This is a genomic window from Aliiruegeria sabulilitoris, assembly GCF_001558155.1.
GTDB classification, from domain to species: Bacteria; Pseudomonadota; Alphaproteobacteria; order Rhodobacterales; family Rhodobacteraceae; genus Tropicimonas; species Tropicimonas sabulilitoris.
Map to the genome: position 1 here is coordinate 344,553 of NZ_LOAS01000002.1, position 17,650 is coordinate 362,202.

General features: G+C 62.5%; 16 protein-coding genes and 1 riboswitch. Of the genes, 9 read left to right on the forward strand and 7 right to left on the reverse strand.

Annotated features, from left to right (window positions below; genetic code table 11):
* The first annotated feature begins 164 nt into the window (after positions 1-164).
* Positions 165-378: riboswitch (cobalamin riboswitch) on the forward strand.
* Positions 379-521: 143 nt separating this feature from the next.
* The 6 genes from AX756_RS03755 (at position 522) to AX756_RS03780 (ending at position 4,637) form a co-directional block, all read left to right on the forward strand.
* Entirely contained in the window at positions 522-1,313 is a 792-nt protein-coding gene (locus tag AX756_RS03755) for a DUF4198 domain-containing protein (protein WP_068308782.1), read from the forward strand.
* A gap of 8 nt (positions 1,314-1,321) precedes the next feature.
* Entirely contained in the window at positions 1,322-1,939 is a 618-nt protein-coding gene (gene cbiM / locus AX756_RS03760) for a cobalt transporter CbiM (protein ID WP_068308786.1), read from the forward strand.
* A complete protein-coding gene (locus tag AX756_RS03765) occupies positions 1,936-2,589 on the forward strand; it encodes a NikL family nickel/cobalt ECF transporter subunit (RefSeq protein ID WP_068308787.1) in 654 nt (217 codons plus the stop codon). The genes cbiM and AX756_RS03765 overlap by 4 nt, the downstream gene beginning before the upstream one ends.
* Positions 2,586-3,380: a cobalt ECF transporter T component CbiQ gene (cbiQ, locus tag AX756_RS03770; RefSeq protein WP_082738921.1), complete on the forward strand. Its 795-nt coding sequence runs from the start codon at positions 2,586-2,588 to the stop codon at positions 3,378-3,380. Before AX756_RS03765 ends, cbiQ begins: the two co-directional genes overlap by 4 nt.
* Positions 3,367-4,047, forward strand: a complete 681-nt coding sequence (locus AX756_RS03775; protein ID WP_068308789.1) for an energy-coupling factor ABC transporter ATP-binding protein — start codon at positions 3,367-3,369, stop codon at positions 4,045-4,047. The genes cbiQ and AX756_RS03775 overlap by 14 nt, the downstream gene beginning before the upstream one ends.
* Positions 4,048-4,376: 329 nt before the next feature.
* Entirely contained in the window at positions 4,377-4,637 is a 261-nt protein-coding gene (locus AX756_RS03780) for a metal-sensing transcriptional repressor (RefSeq protein ID WP_068308791.1), read from the forward strand.
* Positions 4,638-4,703: 66 nt separating this feature from the next.
* Here the strand turns inward: AX756_RS03780 and AX756_RS03785 are convergent, their stop codons facing one another.
* Positions 4,704-6,233, reverse strand: a complete 1,530-nt coding sequence (locus tag AX756_RS03785; protein ID WP_068308793.1) for a UxaA family hydrolase — start codon at positions 6,231-6,233, stop codon at positions 4,704-4,706.
* 179 nt (positions 6,234-6,412) lie between these two features.
* Here AX756_RS03785 and AX756_RS03790 point away from each other — a divergent pair, with 179 nt between their 5' ends.
* Genes AX756_RS03790 through AX756_RS03800 form a run of 3 tightly spaced genes read left to right on the forward strand, consistent with a single transcriptional unit; the run spans position 6,413 to position 11,053 of the window.
* Positions 6,413-6,898, forward strand: coding sequence for a MarR family winged helix-turn-helix transcriptional regulator (locus tag AX756_RS03790; protein ID WP_068308795.1), 486 nt, complete (start codon positions 6,413-6,415; stop codon positions 6,896-6,898).
* On the forward strand, positions 6,895-7,977 hold the full coding sequence (locus AX756_RS03795; protein ID WP_082738922.1) for an efflux RND transporter periplasmic adaptor subunit: 1,083 nt from the start codon (positions 6,895-6,897) through the stop codon (positions 7,975-7,977). Before AX756_RS03790 ends, AX756_RS03795 begins: the two co-directional genes overlap by 4 nt.
* 10 nt (positions 7,978-7,987) lie before the next feature.
* The gene (locus AX756_RS03800) at positions 7,988-11,053 is read left to right on the forward strand and encodes an efflux RND transporter permease subunit (RefSeq protein ID WP_068308797.1); all 3,066 of its coding nucleotides are present in this window, start codon (positions 7,988-7,990) and stop codon (positions 11,051-11,053) included.
* Positions 11,054-11,206: 153 nt separating this feature from the next.
* Here the strand turns inward: AX756_RS03800 and AX756_RS03805 are convergent, their stop codons facing one another.
* The 6 genes from AX756_RS03805 to AX756_RS03830 form a co-directional block, all read right to left on the reverse strand.
* Entirely contained in the window at positions 11,207-12,040 is an 834-nt protein-coding gene (locus AX756_RS03805; RefSeq protein ID WP_068308799.1) for an inositol monophosphatase family protein, read from the reverse strand.
* 133 nt (positions 12,041-12,173) lie between these two features.
* Complete coding sequence (locus AX756_RS03810; protein ID WP_068308802.1) at positions 12,174-13,511, reverse strand: NAD(P)/FAD-dependent oxidoreductase; 1,338 nt, start codon at positions 13,509-13,511, stop codon at positions 12,174-12,176.
* Positions 13,508-14,323 carry an ABC transporter permease gene (locus AX756_RS03815; RefSeq protein WP_068308804.1) on the reverse strand — a complete coding sequence of 272 codons (816 nt, stop codon included), beginning with the start codon at positions 14,321-14,323 and terminating at the stop codon, positions 13,508-13,510. The genes AX756_RS03810 and AX756_RS03815 overlap by 4 nt, the downstream gene beginning before the upstream one ends.
* Complete coding sequence (locus AX756_RS03820) at positions 14,320-15,216, reverse strand: ABC transporter permease subunit (RefSeq protein WP_068308806.1); 897 nt, start codon at positions 15,214-15,216, stop codon at positions 14,320-14,322. Before AX756_RS03820 ends, AX756_RS03815 begins: the two co-directional genes overlap by 4 nt.
* Positions 15,217-15,226: 10 nt before the next feature.
* Complete coding sequence (locus tag AX756_RS03825; protein ID WP_082738923.1) at positions 15,227-16,417, reverse strand: ABC transporter ATP-binding protein; 1,191 nt, start codon at positions 16,415-16,417, stop codon at positions 15,227-15,229.
* A gap of 59 nt (positions 16,418-16,476) precedes the next feature.
* Entirely contained in the window at positions 16,477-17,562 is a 1,086-nt protein-coding gene (locus AX756_RS03830; protein WP_068308808.1) for a polyamine ABC transporter substrate-binding protein, read from the reverse strand.
* Positions 17,563-17,650: the final 88 nt, after the last annotated feature.

The following is a 17,650-nucleotide window of genomic DNA, read 5'->3' on the forward strand; positions in this document are numbered from 1 at the left end:
TTACGTGCCCAATGTGGGCCTTTTGCGGCAAATGCGTGGAAGCAAGGCGACATGAATAACAAAACCTTGACCGTTTGGTGTCTGACGACTGCCTGCCCGCCGACATTCTTGTCCGAGCACTGTGTCGCGTCGGTCCCCGATTGACTTTCGTTACCCGACATGACCAAAAGTTTTGAATCTTCGGTTCCCCGGACGGATCAAGCGCCAGGGGATGAAAGAGGGAACACGGTGCGGCGTACCCATCAGGGACCAAATCCGTGGCTGCCCCCGCAACTGTGAGCGGCGAGCGCGGTCGATCATGCCACTGGGGCAACCCCGGGAAGGCCGGCCAAGCAGAGACCCGCGAGCCAGGAGACCTGCCGAGGAGGGATGCATGGTTTGCGCCGTGCGTTCTGTTCCACCGGGCGCCGGGGTGAGCGTCTGGCGCGAAGCGGTCTGGCGCAGTCCGTCCTCTTCGAGCCAAAACCCCGTCCGTCTTTTCAGATCGGCCGCAGCTGCGGCGATATTTGAGAGGCGACGTAATGAACGTTGTGAGACCCTTGCTGGCAAGTATCGCTTGCCTGTGCGTGGCAGGAGCCGCTTCGGCGCATTTCCAGCTGGCCTATACACCGGAAACCATGATCGCGCGGCCCGGCGACGTACCGGTGAAGCTCATATTCTGGCATCCGTTCGAAAACGGTCATGTCATGGATATGGCGCAGCCGCTGGAATTCTATGCCGTGCATCGTGGCGAGAAGATCGACCTGATGGACCGGCTCAGTCAGATCACCTTTGAGGGCGCGAGCAATGCGGGTGCTGCTTTCGATGCATCGGTTCCGGTAAAGCGTTCCGGCGACTACGTGCTGGTGGTGGTGCCGGCGCCCTATTTTGAAGCCAGCGAAGATCTTTACATCCAGCAGATCACCAAATCCTACCTCAACCGCAACACGATCCCGACGGACTGGGAGGCGCCACTGGGCCTGCCGACCGAGATCCTGCCGCTAAACAAGCCGACGAATGTGCTGGCCGGATCGACCTTTACCGGACGCGTTTTGTCGGAGGGCGAACCGGTGGCTGGCGCGGAGATCGAGGTCGAGTACATGGCGGCCGAGCCGGACATGGCGACGAATACGGCCAGCAGCGCGACCGCCACGCCGCCCCCGGCCGGAACGCTCGTCGTGATGTCCGACGAGAACGGCTATTTCACCTTCGGAATTCCCAAGTCCGGCTTCTGGGGCTTCGCTGCGCTCGGAACCGGGCCGGAGACGGAATACGAGGGCAAGGAGCTCAGCCAGGATGCCGTGATCTGGATCCGGGCCTGGGACATCGAGTAGGAGCCGCCATGCATATCGTTGACGGAGCCCTTTCCAACCCGGTGGTCATTGCCGGTGCCGCGCTGACAATCGGCGGGCTGGCGCAGGGTTTGCGCAAGCTTCCGATGGAAAAGATCCCGGTTGCGGGCGTGCTGTCGGCCACCTTCTTCGTGGCCTCGCTGATCCACGTTCCGGTCGGACCGTCATCGGTGCACCTGATCATGAACGGTCTTGCTGGGCTCGTGCTCGGCTGGGCCGCCTTCCCCGCGCTTTTCGTGGGCCTGCTGCTGCAGGCGGTGTTCTTCGGCTTCGGCGGGCTGACCGTTCTGGGGGTCAATACGCTCCTCATCGCCGGACCGGCCGTTCTGGCCGGGCTGCTGATCCGACCGCGCGTTCAGGACGCCGCGCCGCGCTCCGCCGCCATCTGGGCCGCCGTCGCCGGCGGGCTCGCCATCGCGCTGACGACGGTTTTCGTGGCCCTCGCCCTCGCGATCACTGGCGATGAATTCCTGCCCGCGGCCAAGCTGGTCTTCTTCGCCCATGTCCCGGTCATGTTCGTAGAGGCGATGCTGACCGGCGCGGCCGTCTACCTCGCCAAGCAGGTCAAACCCGAGCTTTTCGACGACCTTCAGGGAGCTTTTCAGTGATCCGCCCTGCCCTCCTCGCCCTCGCTATCGCCCTCGCTGCCCTTCCAGCGCTGGCACATAAGGTCATCATGGGGGTCTTTCCGTCCGGCAGCCAGATCGAGGGGGAACTCGGCTTCTCCGGCGGCGATGCCCCCGAGGGCCAGCTGATCGAGGTTTTCGACGAGGCCGGCAACAAGCTCGGCGAGACCGTCACCGACGCCGATGGCTTCTTCCTGTTCACACCGACTGAACCCGTCGCGCACCGTTTCAACGCCGATATGGGCGCGGGCCATGTTGCCGAGACAGTCATGCCCGCCGAAGAGGTCGCGCAGATCGTGGCCAGGTCGAAGGGGAGCACGGCGGCAACAATCGCCTGGGCAGACAAGCCGGACGCGGCGGGGCAGCCTGAAACGTCGGCACCCGATCCGGCCGGAACCGCGGTGCCGCCGCAGGTCGCGCCACAGGTCATCGTTGCCGCGCTGAACCAGGCCGAGTTGGAGGCCATCGCCAAGGTCGTACGCGACGAGACCCGCCCGCTGCGGCAGGAAATCGCCGCCTACAAGGAAAAAAACGACCTGCAGACGATCCTCGGTGGGATCGGCTATATTCTCGGGCTGTTCGGGCTCGGTTTCTACATCGCCGCCCGCCGCAAGCTGAAGGACGCCGCATGACGCCCGTCATCTCCACGCTCGACAAGCCGCTGACGGCAACGGGCGCCAACCGGCAGCTGAGCTGGCTCGGCCGTATCGATCCGCGCATGCGCATCCTCTGTGCCGCAGCCTTCGCGGTGGTCGTCGTGGCCTGCGAGAATTTCGCGGCGCTCGGGCTGGCAGTCGCCATTGCGCTCTTCCTGCTGTCCGCTTCCCGCCTGCCCGCCCGCCGCACGATGATGCGGGTGGCGACAATGGATTCCTTCATCCTGTTCATCCTGCTGCTGCTGCCCTTCACCGTACCCGGCGAGCCGATCTTCACGCTCTGGGGCTTCCCGGCCTCCTGGGAAGGGCTTTGGCAGGCCATCGAGATCGCGCTCAAGGCCAATGCCATTGTGCTGACGCTCATGGCATTGGTCAGCACGATGGAGCCGGTCACGCTGGGTCACGCCTTGCACGCGCTCAAGGTGCCCGAGGGACTGGTGCATCTGCTGATGTTCACCGTGCGTTATATCGACGTTTTGCGGGAGGAGTACCTGCGCCTGAAACAGGCGATGAAGGCGCGCGGCTTCCGCCCCGGCACCAATCTGCACAGCTACCGGACGTATGGCTATCTGGTCGGCATGATGCTCGTGCGCTCGCTGGAACGCTCCGAACGTATCCTGGGCGCCATGAAATGCCGCGGTTTCACCGGCCGCATCCCGCTTCTGGACAGGATGGCCTTCGGTCCGGTGGACGTGGTTTTCGTCACCGGCTTCGTCCTCGTCCTGTTCGGAATAGGCGCGATGGAGTTGTCTTATGGCGCTTATTGAGCTGTCAGGGATTCACTTCGCCTACCCGCACCACGCCCCGGTCCTGCATGGCGCCGACATGGCGCTGGAAGCTGGCGAACGGCTCTGCATCACCGGGCATAACGGTGCCGGAAAGTCGACCCTGCTGCGCATTGTCGTCGGCCTGCTGAGCCCGTCGGCCGGTCGCGTCACCTGTTTCGGAGAGGAGCGGCGGGAGGATTCCGATTTCCATGACGTGCGCCGCCGCGCAGGCTTCGTCTTCCAGGATCCCGACGACCAGCTTTTCTGCCCCACCGTCGCCGAAGATGTTGCCTTCGGCCCGCTCAATCTCGGTGCCAGTCGCGGCGAGGCCATGGAGATCGTCGACCGGACGCTCGAACGGCTGGACCTGATGCATCTGCGCGACCGGATCACACACAAGCTCTCGGGCGGCGAGAAACGGCTGGTCACATTGGCCACGGTCCTCGCGATGGACCCGGAGGTTTTGCTGCTGGACGAACCGACCAATGCCCTGGACGAAGCGAACGAAGCACGGCTGGTGGAAATCCTGCTGAGCCTGCCGCAGGCCATGATCATCGTCAGCCATAACCCCCATTTCCGCAACCGGCTCGGCACCCGCACCCTGCGCCTGCAGGACGGTTTGCTGGCCGCGCCAAACCCGAATTGCCGGCACGCTCTCGACACGTAACCCTCTGCGGCCCTGCCACCATCCCTCGCCGATTTCCGCCGCGCGCAAAGCGCGGCCACACCCGCCCGAAGGGGACGCATCTTCGATGCGGCGCAAACGGGCGGGAGCCTCCCTGCTTTCCTCGAAGGGCGATGGACGAAGAGATAGCCTGATGGCAAGGAGGCACCGCTCAGACAGGCAGGTAACACTTGTCGAGCCGTCTGACTGATTTCTGTCCCGGGGGGCTAGCCGCCGATCAGAGATCAAGCGGCGGTGGCGCCGCTTCGCGGCGAGCGGCGGATGAGCTGCGTTCAGATTGTAATACCGAGCGCTCCGGGCGATAAGACGGCATGACACACGCATCCCACCCGGCCATTTCAAAGCGGTTGAAGCGCTCGCATGGACATCTGCGCAAGATCATCGAGATGATCGAGGAAGGCCGCCCCTGTGCCGAAATCGCGCAGCAGCTTTACGCGGTGGAAAAGGCGGTGCAGCAGGCCAAGAAGACGCTGATCCACGACCATATCGACCATTGCCTGAGCAACCCGGCCGAACATGACAACCCGCAAGCGCTGGTCGCCGAGTTTCGCGAGATCTCCAAATATCTGTGAGCACCAGACGGTCGGCGTCCACACAAGGACCCGCCCTCCAATCGGCTTGCCTTTAGCGCCTCTTTCCTAGGTCACCGCACCGACCAGCCAGGGCAGGAATTCGTTGTCGCCGAAACCGAGCGCCTCGCTCTTGCTCTTCTCACCGGAGGCCATCGCGAGGAAGCGTTCGAAAATCTGCTGACCCATTTCTTCCGTACTGACACCCTCGGAGATCACCGCCCCGCAATCGATATCCATATCGTCGGGCATGCGGGCGTAGAGCGCCGAATTGGTTGCGAGTTTCAACGACGGGGCCGGTTTGTAGCCAAAGACCGAACCGCGTCCAGTGGTGAAGCAGACGATATTGGCCCCCGAGGCGACCTGCCCGGTGACCGAGGCGGGGTCGTAGCCGGGGCTGTCCATGAAGACGAATCCCGGCGTCGTGACCTTCTCGGCATACTCGTAAACGCCCACGAGATTGGTCGAGCCGCCCTTGGCCGATGAGCCGAGCGACTTCTCCAGGATCGTGGTCAGCCCGCCGGCCTTGTTGCCGGGGCTCGGGTTGTTATCCATCGAGCCGCCGTTGCGCTCCATGTAGGCCTTCCACCACTCGATGCGTTCGAGCAGTTTCTCGGCCACTTCGGGCCGTTCGGCGCGGCGGGTGAGCAGGTGTTCCGCACCGAAGATCTCCGGCGTTTCGGCGAGGATCGCGGTGCCGCCATGGCGCACGACGAGATCCGCAGCACAGCCGAGGGCGGGGTTTGCGGTAATACCGGAATATCCGTCGGAACCACCACACTGCAGCGCTACGCAGAGATGCTCGGCACCGACTTCTTCGCGTTCTGCGGCATTGGCGGCGGGCAGCATCGCCTCGACACGGGCAATGCCCTCCTCGACGGTCTTGAGCGTGCCGCCGGATTCCTGGATCACCATGCGGTGGAAGCCGGCGCTTTCGGAAAGGCCATAGGTTTCCATCAGCAGCGAGACCTGCGCCATCTCGCAACCAAGCCCGACCATCAGCACACCGGCGAAATTGGGGTGGGTCGCGTAACCCGCGAGCGTGCGCATGAACATTCGGTAGCCCTCGCCGCCCATGACCTGCCCGCAACCGGTCGAGTGGACATAGGCGGTTACACCATTGACATTGGGGTAGTCGGCGAGTTTCTCCGGGGTGAAATGTCCCGCGATCATGCGGGCGACAGTGGCCGAGCAGTTCACCGTGCTGATGACCGCGATGTAATTTCGGGTACCGACGCCACCGCCGGGCCGACGGTAGCCACGGAAGGTCGCGCGCTGCTCTTGTGGAACGAAAGCGGTCGGTGTGGCGCCGGCGCAAGGCTCGAAATTGCGTTCGAAATCGCCGCGATAGACGCAGTTCTGCGTGTGTACGTGATCGCCCCGCGCAATCTTCTGCCCGGCAAACGCAATGACCTGACCGTATTTTCGGATCGCCTCCCCATCGGCGATTTCCTCCGAGGCGATCTTGTGCCCGCGCGGCATTGCGGCCGCGGCAACGAGTCCTCCGTCAAGTGTCTCGCCCGCTTCGATCGCGCGGAGCGACACAAGCACGTTGTCACTGTCGTGAAGGCGGAGGGTGGAAGGGGTCTGGCTGGTCATGGCTCACCTGCGGGATTCGTTCGGCGCACCATAGCGCGTCCCGTTTCGCTTTCAATCGGTAAAAAACATTTCCACGCTGGCGGCATGGCGGGGTTCGAAGACCTGCATATCAAATGATTTGAGAGTTGAATGTTTCAAATTTTGAAGTACTTCAGAACCCGGAAACGTGGGAGGCGACCGTGAACGACCCCAAGAACTTCTTGTTCGGAGACGAGATCCAGCGGGTTCCGCAGGAATTGCGGATCATTCTCGGAAATTTCGTCCTGACACATGCGCTCGAAGAGCGGATCTGCGACGTTCAGGACCGCGAGCAACTGAGCAAGTCCGAACGGCACATGCTGATCAATCTCGGGATCCCGCGCCGCATGGGACAAATGGCCGAGGACCTCAACACCCTCCCCTCCAAGGTGACGGCCATTGCCGATCTGCTGGAGATGAAAGAACTGGTCCTGCGCGAACGTGACCCCGACGATCGTCGCGCCTGGCAATTGCGGCTTACCGAACGCGGCCAGCAGGCGCGCACGGAGCTTATCGCATTGACGGTCAAGATATTCCGCGACGTTGCCGGCCTTTCAGACACTGAAATTGAACACCTTTCGGCTCTCATGGATCGTGTGACCGCACATGTTCTCGAGACCGGCTTCCCCAAGGGTATGACACTATGAAGACGAGAAACGCTATCGCGTTGGCACTGGGCGCCGGTATTGTCGCGCTCGCGGCCTTCGCACAGACGACCATGAGCCCCGAGACGGAGGCGGCGGTTGTCGAGCAAGCGCTCAAACCGGTAAAACTGATGGTCGTCGAAGGCGAGGACCGGGTGCTCAAGCGCCAGTTCTTCGGCAAGGTCGTCGCGCGCCGCACGGTGGACCTTGCCTTTCAGGTCAGCGGCCAGATTCAGAAACTGCCGGTGACCGAAGGCAGCCGGATCGGGAAAGGCGCCATGATCGCCGAGCTTGACCTGCGCCCCTTCGAGCTTGCCCTGCAACAGGCGATCCTTTCAAAGGAACAGGCGGACCGCACCGTCGACCGGCTTGAAAAGCTCAAGGGCAACACCGTTGGACAGGTTGCCATCGACGATGCAATCACCTCGGCCGAACTGGCCGAAATCGCCGTCGAGAACGCCGAGATCGCCCTGGAGGATGCGAGCCTGCTCGCCCCGTTCGACGCGCTTGTAGCCTCTCGCAGCGTTGAGAATTTCACCACGATCAGCGCCGGCACGCCGGTTGTGCGGCTGCATGACATGTCGGAGATCCGGGTCGAGATCGATGTGCCCGAAGTGTTGGTGCAAAAGGCCCAGATCGCCGACAACCTGACGGTTCTGGCCAAGTTCCCGGCCTCGAACACCTCCTATGCAATGACGGTGCGCGAGCTGACCGCGGAAACCGCCGCCATCGGCCAGACCTATCGGGCCACGTTCGGTATGCCACCACCGGAAGGGCTCGACCTGCTGCCCGGTTCCTCGGTCACAGTTTCGGTCTCAATGAACCGCGACGGACAACAGATCATCGTACCCGCCTCGGCGGTCATGATTGACAATGACGGCTCGACCCATGTCTTTCGCTACGATCCCAAGGGCGCCGAGCAGGGCACCGTAACCCGCATTCCCGTCACCGTCGCGCCGACCGAGGGCGGCCGGGTCGAGATCGTTGCCGGGATCCGAATCGGCGACGAGATCGTGCTCGCCGGCGTGAACGAGCTAGAGCACGGCCAGAAGGCGCGCCGCTTCAGCGGCTTCGGCAAGTAGGGGCACTCACATGACGATTGCACGCGCTTCCATCGAGAAGCCAATTTATACATGGCTCGTGATCCTCGGCTGCCTGCTTGGCGGCTTCTGGGGCTTCCAATCCATCGGCCGGCTCGAAGATCCGGCCTTCACTATCAAGAACGCCGTGATCGTGACCACCTATCCCGGCGCCACCGCCGAACAGGTCGCCACCGAGGTCTCCGAACCCATCGAGTCCGAGATCCAGAAGATGGGCGAGGTGGACACGATCACCTCCATGAACCGCCCCGGCTATTCGCTGATCGAGGTGGAGATGAAATCCACCTATGACGGCGATGAACTGCCCCGGATCTGGACCGACCTGCGCAACCGCGTGGCCGATGCGTCCTTGCCCGACGGGGTCAGCACGCCGTTTGTGAACGACAGCTTCGGCGATGTGTTCGGCCTGTTCTACGCCATCACCGCGCCGGGCTTCTCGGACGCTGAAAAGCATGAATTGTCGACCTTTCTGCGGCGGGAATTACTGGCGGTGGAAGGGGTTGCGGATGTGGAACTGTCCGGGCTGCCCGACGAAGCCATCTTCGTCGAGCCGAACATGGCGCTCGCGGTCAACCAGAACATTTCGCCCGCCGCTCTCGCTGCGGCCATCGCAACGGCCGATTCCGTCTCGGACCCGGGCGCCGTGGACCATGGCGCCAACCGAACCATCATCCAACGCCCGCAAGGCGACGACACGGTTTCGGCCATCGCAGGGCTGACGGTCGGTGTCAGCGGCGAGGTGATCAACCTGTTCGACCTGGCAAATGTCTACCGGGCCCGGCAGGACAACCCCTCGCTGATCATCCGTCACGACGGTCAGGACGCCTTCACCCTGGGTGTTGCCGGCCTCTCAACCGAGAACATCGTTTCCGTCGGGCACCGTGTCGACGCACGGCTTGCGGAGCTGGACAACGAAATCCCCTTCGGCGTGCAGATCCACCCAATCTATCAGCAGCATGTCGTGGTCGAGCAATCGGTCAACAATTTCCTCAATAGCCTCGCCCTCTCGGTCGGGATCGTCGTGCTCGTGCTCGCGGTCGCCATGGGCTGGCGGGCGGCGGTCGTGGTTGGCGTAACTCTGCTTCTGACCGTTGTCGGAACGGTGTTCTTCATGAACATGTTCTCCATCGAGCTCGAACGCATTTCGCTCGGGGCGCTGATCATCGCCATGGGCATGTTGGTGGATAATGCCATCGTCGTGGCCGAGGGGATGCAGGTTGCCATGCTGCACGGGCGCAAGGGGCCGGTGGCCGCCGACGAGGCAACGCGCAAGACGCAGATCCCGCTGCTCGGCGCAACGGTCATCGGCATCATGGCCTTCGCCGGCATCGGCACCAGCCCTGACGCGACCGGTGAATTCCTGTTCTCGCTCTTTGCCGTCATCGGCATTTCGCTGATGCTGTCCTGGATCCTGGCAATCACGGTCACCCCATATCTGGGCAACAAGCTCTTCCGCGAAATCGACGAAGGTGGACATGACGCCTATGGTGGGCCGCTCTTCCGCCTTTTCGGGCGGACGCTCGACATCGCCCTGCGGCTGCGCTGGCTGGTCGTGATCGGACTGATCGCGCTGACGGCGGTCTGCTTCAACGCCTTTGCCAAACTGCCGCAACAGTTCTTCCCCGACAGCAACACGCCGATCTTCTTCGTTCATTACAAGCTGCCGCAGGGCCACTCCATCGAGGCGACATCGCAGCAGATGAAGATCCTCGAGAACTGGTTGGAAGAACGCGAAGAGGTCGTCGCGGTTACCACTTTCGTCGGCCAGGGCGCGTCGCGTTTCATGCTGACCTATTCGGCCGAGAACCAGAACCCGACCTATGGGCACCTGATCGTTCGCACGCATGACCTCGAAGAAATCCCGCAGCTCAAGGCCGATCTCGACCGTTTCGGCGCCGAGGCCCTTCCGGAGGGCGAGTTTCGAACGGTACGGCTGGTCTTCGGTCCGGGGGGCGGCGCCGACATCGAGGTGCGTCTGTCGGGTAACGATCCCGAAGTGCTGCGCGATCTCGCCGACCAGGCGCAGAAGATCCTCGAAGCCACGAGCGACAACATCACCCGAACCCGTACCGACTGGCGCGAACAGGAACTGGTCCTCCGCCCGATCTATTCGACCGACCGCGCCCAATCCGCCGGCATCACGCGCGACGATGTCTCCGACACGCTGCAATATGCGACCGACGGAACCCGTGGCGGCACCTATCGCGAAAATGATCGCCTTATCCCGATCATCCTCCGCGAGGCGCGCGATTCCGACCTCACGCTGATGGACCAGGTCGTCTACTCCTCCTCGGCGCAGTCGTTCCTGCCGCTGGAACAGGTGATCGACGGGTTCGAATACATCTCCGAGAACACGTTGGTACATCGGCGTGACAGGCAGTTGACCATCACCGTCGGCGCCGATACCGCCGACGACGTGACACCGGCTACCGTGCATGCCGAGGTGCGGGCCGCGATCGAGGCGATGGAATTGCCCATCGGCTACAAGATGGAATGGGGCGGCGAGTTCGAAAGCTCTTCGGACGCGCAGGCAGCCCTCGGAACCCAGCTTCCCATTTCCTTCCTGATCATGGTGCTGATCTCGATCCTGCTCTTCAACGCCTTGCGCCAGCCCCTGGTGATCTGGCTGCTGGTGCCGATGTCGGTCAACGGCGTGGTGATCGGGCTCGGCATGACCGGCCTGCCCTTCAGCTTCACCGCGCTGCTCGGGTTGTTGTCGCTTTCGGGGATGCTGATCAAGAACGGGATCGTTCTGGTAGAGGAGATCGACCTTCTGCGCTCGGAGGGCCAGGAACTGAAACCCGCAATCATCCGCGCCTCGACCTCGCGCCTGCGGCCAGTGATGCTGGCGGCGGCGACAACGATCCTCGGCATGATCCCGCTGCTGACGGATGCGTTCTTCGTCTCCATGGCGGTGACCATCATGGGCGGGCTGGCCTTTGCGTCGGTTCTCACCCTGCTGGCGGCACCGGTGCTCTACTACATCTTCTTCCGGCGCAGTGAGATCCGGGAGAAGCGGGCGCGGCTTGCACGAGAAGCGCAGGTTGGCACTGCCTGAGCCTCGGCGAAGCGGTGCTTTCATTGACAGAACAAGAACCGGCGGCCCATCCGTGCCGCCGATCCGCCCCTTCCGCCTTCCGGACCTTTCCGCCATTTGGTGGCGCGCGCTTCGCGCGCGAGAACGATCCTGCGGATCGTGCCTCCGGCGGTGCTATTCGACGATCCAGCCGAATTTTGCCCGCATTTCCGCATGGGTTTTGGCATCGCGGGCGCCCAGCATGTACCCATCCGTGATCGTCGGCGAATAGTCACGGCCATCCATCAGTCCGACCGTTCCGCCTGCCTCGGTCAACGCCAGCGCGCCCGCGGCATGGTCCCATGGCATGAGCTTGAGGTCGATGGAGAAACGGCCATTGCCGAAGCACATCATTCGGTAGACGTGGCAGGCACAGCGGATATCCATCACCCGACCACACCCCACCAACTCGCTGGCCATGCGCACGCGCATATGTTCCGGCAAGAGCCATGGTGCGGCGAAACCGGCAAACTCGGTCTGCGGTTGCGGGCCGGTGATGTCGAGCCTTTCGCATTTGCCTTCGGGCGTACAGAAAAAGGCACCACCGCCTTTTCGCGCCAGTATCCAGTCATCGGCCAAGGGATCGTAGAGCAAGCCCAAGACCGTCTCGCCCTTTTCGACTACGGCCAGCAACACGCCGAAGATCGCCAGACCGCGAGCGAAATTCCACGTCCCGTCAATCGGGTCAATGATCACGCAGGTCTCGGCCTCGGCAATCCGATCCAGAAGCGCCGGGTTCTCGGAAACGGCTTCCTCGCCGATCACCTCCGCTTCGGGCAGGATCTCCTTCACTGCGGCGCCGATCATCGCCTCAGAGCCGCGATCTGCGACCGTTACGAGGTCATCGGCATTCGCCTTGGAGCCGATGGCCTCCGCATCCAGATTTCGGAAACGCGGCAGGATTTCGGCCTTGGCAGCGGCGCGCACAGCTTCGATCAGGGCGATTTCCTGTTCAACGGTCGGGATCATGCATCTTCCTCATTCAATTCTGCACAGCAATGCCAACGGGAATCGCTGCCGGCGACCAAGCGCCGCGCCGCCGGTATAGGCCTGGCCGGCCGCTGCTGTCAGCGTGTTGATCCAGCGCACCGCAACGGGCGGTTCAGTTACCGTCCTGACGCGCGAGAGCGTAGAGAACCGGGCGCAGGAGAATCCGCCGGAAACGCCCCAAAGGAAAGCGCGCAGGCGGTCGTGCCATCAGATCGGGCCAGGGCTGTGTTGGCCGGCCGGAGCGCACGATCTCGGCCAGTAGCCGACCGGCATAGCTGCCCATCGCCACCCCGTTGCCGTGGTAACACATCCCGGCGAAGACATTTTCCATGCCCGGAATCGCCCCCACGAAAGGGGTTTGGCTACGCGAAAGAGCGACAAAACCGGACCAGGAATGCTCGGTCTCCACCTCGCGCCAGGCGGGAAAGAAACGGTCGAAATCGATCCGGGTCTGGCGAAGGACTTCGTCAAGCGCTTCCGGCGTGGCACGCATCGCGCCACGCATGCCAAACAGCATCCGGCCGTCGGGCATCAGGCGGAAATAATGCAACAGGTTGCGGCTGTCGTAGCACATCTGGTTGCTGGTCCAGCCCTGCTCGGCGCGCTCGGCCGCGCTCATGGGGCGGGTGACAATGATGTTGGATTGCAGCGGCATGTAGCGACCGGCGAACCAGCGGGGCAGATCGTCGGAGCTGTATCCGTTGGTGGCGAAGATCACCTTGCGCGCGCGCAGCCGCCCGGATGGGGTCGAGATTTCCCAGGAACCGCCGACGCGACGCATCTCCTCGGCAGGGGTATGGGCGAAGATCCGGACGCCGGCATGGCGCGCAGCCCGCGCAAGACCGGTCGCGTATTTCAAAGGATTGAGCGCGAAACCGATCGGAGTGGTGATCGCACCGTGAAACTCCGGGGAGTTGAGGCCATGCTCGGCAAGCGCCTCGCGCGGCAGGATCTTGCAAGTGACGCCGTGAAAGGCACGCATCTTGCGGGCGAACGCCTTCAACTCCGGAATGGCCTCCGGGCGGTGGGCGAGCATGGTCTCGCCACGCGAATGCAGATCGGCCTCGATGCCGAGCCGTTCCAACAACTCCGCGACCAGCTCCACCGCGCCGCGTTCGGCATTGTAATAGCTCCGCGCCTCCGCCTCGCCATGCTTGCGGACCATCGTATCGGAATCCAGGGCCGAACCGCCGAGACAACAGAAACCGCCGTTGCGCCCGGAGGCACCCCAGCCGGGCGTATGCGCTTCCAGCAAGGCAACATCGACGCCCGTCTCGGCAAGGTGGAGTGCGGCCGAAAGCCCGGTATAGCCGCCGCCCACGACGGCGACGTCGCACCGGACCTCGTCGTCGAGTTGATCCCAGTTGTTCTGCCGCCGCACGGTCCTTGGCCAGAAACTGTCCGCCGCCGGCCCGTCTTCGTAGCCGTAGGGCTCATAGATCCGCTTCATGCCCGAACAGCTTCGCGCTTCTCCCTGGCTTGCCGGGCAATTGTTCGCTTGGACACCAGCGACGCCGAGATCACGCCCACGGCCACGATGGCAATCATGATCGTTGAGAGCGCATTGATTTCGGGCGACACGCCGAGGCGGACAGACGAGAAAATCTTGATCGGCAAGGTCGTCGATGAGGGTCCCGCCGTGAAGGAGGCGATCACCAGATCGTCCAGCGACAAGGTGAAGGCCAACAGCCAGCCTGAAAGGACCGCGGGAAAGATAATCGGGAGCGTTACGAGGCGGAACGCCTCGAACGGCGTACAGCCGAGATCGAGCGCGGCTTCCTCGACGGACCTATCGAAGGAGACCAGCCGGGAGGACACGACCACCGACACGTAGCACATGGAGAAGGTGGTATGGGCCAGAACGATGGTAAAGACACCTCGGTCAAGCCCGATGGCGATGAAGAGCAGCAGCAGGCTCAGGCCGGTGATGACCTCCGGCATGACGAGCGGGGCATAAATCATGCCGGAAAACAGCGTCCGGCCATAGAAACGTCCGCCGCGCACGATGACATAGGCCGCCATCGTGCCCAGCACGGTCGCCGCGGTGGAGGACAGCACCGCCACCTTGATCGTCACCCAGGCTGCGTCAAGAAAAGCCTCGTTCTGAAGCAACTCGGCATACCACTTGGTCGAGAACCCGGCCCAGACCGTCACCAGCTTGCTCTCGTTGAAGGAGAAGATGATGAGGATCAGCATCGGGATGTAGAGAAAGGCGAAGCCAAGCGTCAGCGAAACCGCGTTGAACCAGGTGAAACGCTTCATTTATCCGCCTCCTGCGCTGCCTGCTGGTTGCGCTGGAACAGGATGATCGGAATGATCAGGATCAAGAGCAGGACAACGGCCACGGCGGAAGCCACCGGCCAGTCGCGGTTGGAGAAGAATTCTTCCCAGAGCACCTTGCCGATCATCAGCGTGCTGGAGCCACCGAGCAGCGAGGGGATGACAAATTCGCCAAGCGCCGGAATGAAGACGAGGAAAGAACCCGCCAGCGCGCCCGGCCGCGACAGCGGCACCGTGACACGCCAGAAGGCCTCGATCCGGCCACAGCCGAGATCCTCCGCCGCCTCCAGCAGCGATCCGTCGAGCTTTTCCAGGGTCGCGTAGATCGGCAGCACCATGAAGGGCAGGTAGGTATAGACGATGCCGATATAGACTGCCTTGTTGGTGTTCATGATCACCAGCGGGTCCGAGATGATGCCGGTCCAGAGCAGGAACTGGTTGAGGAAGCCCTCGTTCGACAGGATCCCCATCCACGCGTAGACGCGGATCAGGAAGGAGGTCCAGAAGGGCAGGATCACCAGCATCATCAGCATCGGCCGGTACCGCTCGGACGCATTGGCCATGCCATAGGCGATCGGATAGCCCACCAGCAGCGTCAGCAGGGTCGACACGATCGCGATGCCCAAGGACGACATGTAGGCTTTGAAATAGAGGTCATCCTGGGTCAGGAAGACGTAATTCTCGAAATCCAGTTCGCTCAGGAAGTCCCGCAGCCCGGCCCAGCCGGCCGAGAAGTCCAGCGTGGGCATATAGGGCGGAATGGCGAGCGCCGTGTCGCTGAGCGAGATCTTGAAGACGATCCCGAAGGGAACGAGGAACAGCGCCAGCAGCCACAGATACGGCACCAGGATCAGGAAGGATTTACCCGCTCTCATGCTTGCATCCTCATCCGGTCAACACAACGCCGGCGGTCTCCGACCACCAGAGCCATACCTCGTCATCCCAGGTAAATCGGCGCCGCTCGATACGGCGGTTGTTGGAGGTTTGGGCCTTGATGATTTCGCCGGTGGGCAGCTTGACGTGATAGGTCGAGATGTTCCCGAGATAGGCAATATCAACGATCTTGCCACGCACGATATTGGCCTTCCCCTCGGGGAGTTTCTTGGTGATATGCACCTTTTCCGGCCGGATCCCGAAGGAACACTGCGTGCCGTCGGCCACGGGCGCCATCGGAGTGCCGACGATGGGCGGGGCGCCCTCGGCCCAGTGGATCTCGACCTTGCCATCCTTGTGATGGCTGGCGGCCTTGCCTTTGATCAGGTTCACATCGCCGATGAAATCGGCCACGTAGACCGAATTCGGCAATTCGTAGATCCGGTCCGGCGTGTCCACCTGCACCATGCGGCCGTGATCCATCACCGCGATGCGGCTGGCAACGGTCATCGCCTCTTCCTGATCGTGGGTCACGATCACGAAGGTGGTGCCGGTCTTTTCCTGGATCTCCATCAGCTCGAACTGGGTCTCGCCACGCAGCTTCTTGTCCAGCGCGCCCAGCGGCTCGTCGAGCAGCAACAGCTTGGGCGCCTTGGCCAGGCTGCGCGCAAGCGCCACCCGCTGCCGCTGGCCGCCCGAGATCTGGTGCGGCTTTCGTCCGCCGAATTTCTGCAGCTGGACGAGCTTGAGCATCTCGTCCACCCGCGCGGCAACCTGCTCTTTCGGTGCTTTCGAACGCTCCAATCCGAAGGCGATGTTCTGCGCCACCGTCAGATGCGGAAACAGCGCGTAGGACTGGAACATCATGTTGACCGGGCGCTTGTTTGGCGGCACCGGCACGATATTCTTGCCATCGAGCAGGATATCCCCCTCGGTTGGCGTCTCGAATCCGGCAAGCATCCGCATCAGCGTGGTCTTGCCACAGCCGGACGGGCCCAGCAGCGCGAAGAACTCCTTCGCGTAGATGTCGATCGTCAGATCGTCGATTGCCGTGAAATCCCCGAAACGCTTGGTCACGTTGCGGAACTGGATCAGCGGTTTCTCGTCCGGATCGTTCCATGGAGCGAAAGCGGGCGGCCCGATTGGCGCAGTATCCTCCGACGGAGGGGCTTCGACCGGGGCGTGAGCTTCGAATTCGGACATCTATTTCCTTCCCGGAAAGAAAGTGGCCCCGCGCAAGATGCGCGAGGCCGGGTATCGTATCAGGCGCCGGACTTGATCTTGGTCCACAGGCGCGTGACGACGCGCTGCACCTTGGCGTCATAGGGCGTCGTGGTGAACAGGTTCTCAAGCGTCGCCGCATCCGGATAGATCGCCGGGTCGCCGATCACGTCCTCTACGAGGAACTCCTGCGACGCCTTGTTGCCGTTGGCGTAGTAGACATAGTTGGAGGCCGCGGCCATGTTCTGGGCGTCCATGATGAAGTTCAGGAATACATGCGCCCCCTCCGGGTTCGGCGCATCGACCGGAATGGCCATCTGGTCGAACCACATCTGCGCGCCTTCCTTGGCGGCGTGATAGGCGACCTCGACCCCGTTATCGGCCTCTGCCGCGCGGTCGCGGGCTTGAAGAATGTCACCAGACCAGCCGACGGCCACGCAGATGTCGCCATTGGCCAGCGCATTGATGTATTCCGAGCTGTGGAACTTGGAGATATAGGGCCGCACGCCCATGAACACCGCTTCGGCCTTGGCGATCACGTCGGGATCGTGGCTGTCGGGGTCCTCACCGATATATTTCAGCGCCGCCGGGATCATCTCGGCCGGAGCGTCGAGGAAATAGACGCCGCAATCGGCCAGTTTTTCCATGTTGGCCGGATCGAAGACAAGCGCGAGGCTGTCGATCGGGGCATCTTCGCCGAGGATCTCTGTCACCTTGCCGACGTTCACACCGATGCCCGTCGTGCCCCACATGTAGTTAATGGAATAGGCATTTTCGGGGTCGTATTGTTCAGTACGGGAAGCGACCACATCCCACATGTTGGCGTGGTTCGGCAGCTTGGACAGGTCCAGTTTCTGGAAGGCGCCGGCCGTGATCTGGCGCTGCAGGAAGGTGCCCGAGGGGACCACGACGTCATAGCCGGAACCGCCGGCCAGCATCTTGGTTTCCAGCACCTCGTTGCTGTCGAAAACGTCATAGATCAGGTCAAGGCCGGTCTCCTGCTCGAATTTCTCCAGCAGTTCCTCATCGATATAATCCGACCAGTTGTAGACACGCACTTCGTCGGCCTGTGCCACCGTTGCGATGGCCGAAGCAGACAGAAGCAGCGTCGCGATTTTCAGTTTCATTCGTGGTTCCCCTGTTAGACTGTGGGTCGTTGCCCGGTTTTTATTTGATCAAATGTTGCGTTTCACTGCAAGCTTTCCGAGAATAGGC

Bases quoted from the DNA above. Each gene is read 5' to 3' on its own strand.
- AX756_RS03755 (WP_068308782.1), top strand. From the start codon at position 522: ATGAACGTTGTGAGACCCTTGCTGGCAAGTATCGCTTGCCTGTGCGTG.
- cbiM (WP_068308786.1), top strand. From the start codon at position 1,322: ATGCATATCGTTGACGGAGCCCTTTCCAACCCGGTGGTCATTGCCGGT.
- cbiQ (WP_082738921.1), top strand. From the start codon at position 2,586: ATGACGCCCGTCATCTCCACGCTCGACAAGCCGCTGACGGCAACGGGC.
- AX756_RS03775 (WP_068308789.1), top strand. From the start codon at position 3,367: ATGGCGCTTATTGAGCTGTCAGGGATTCACTTCGCCTACCCGCACCAC.
- AX756_RS03780 (WP_068308791.1), top strand. From the start codon at position 4,377: ATGACACACGCATCCCACCCGGCCATTTCAAAGCGGTTGAAGCGCTCG.
- AX756_RS03785 (WP_068308793.1), bottom strand. From the start codon at position 6,233: ATGACCAGCCAGACCCCTTCCACCCTCCGCCTTCACGACAGTGACAAC.
- AX756_RS03795 (WP_082738922.1), top strand. From the start codon at position 6,895: ATGAAGACGAGAAACGCTATCGCGTTGGCACTGGGCGCCGGTATTGTC.
- AX756_RS03800 (WP_068308797.1), top strand. From the start codon at position 7,988: ATGACGATTGCACGCGCTTCCATCGAGAAGCCAATTTATACATGGCTC.
- AX756_RS03805 (WP_068308799.1), bottom strand. From the start codon at position 12,040: ATGATCCCGACCGTTGAACAGGAAATCGCCCTGATCGAAGCTGTGCGC.
- AX756_RS03810 (WP_068308802.1), bottom strand. From the start codon at position 13,511: ATGAAGCGGATCTATGAGCCCTACGGCTACGAAGACGGGCCGGCGGCG.
- AX756_RS03815 (WP_068308804.1), bottom strand. From the start codon at position 14,323: ATGAAGCGTTTCACCTGGTTCAACGCGGTTTCGCTGACGCTTGGCTTC.
- AX756_RS03820 (WP_068308806.1), bottom strand. From the start codon at position 15,216: ATGAGAGCGGGTAAATCCTTCCTGATCCTGGTGCCGTATCTGTGGCTG.
- AX756_RS03825 (WP_082738923.1), bottom strand. From the start codon at position 16,417: ATGTCCGAATTCGAAGCTCACGCCCCGGTCGAAGCCCCTCCGTCGGAG.
- AX756_RS03830 (WP_068308808.1), bottom strand. From the start codon at position 17,562: ATGAAACTGAAAATCGCGACGCTGCTTCTGTCTGCTTCGGCCATCGCA.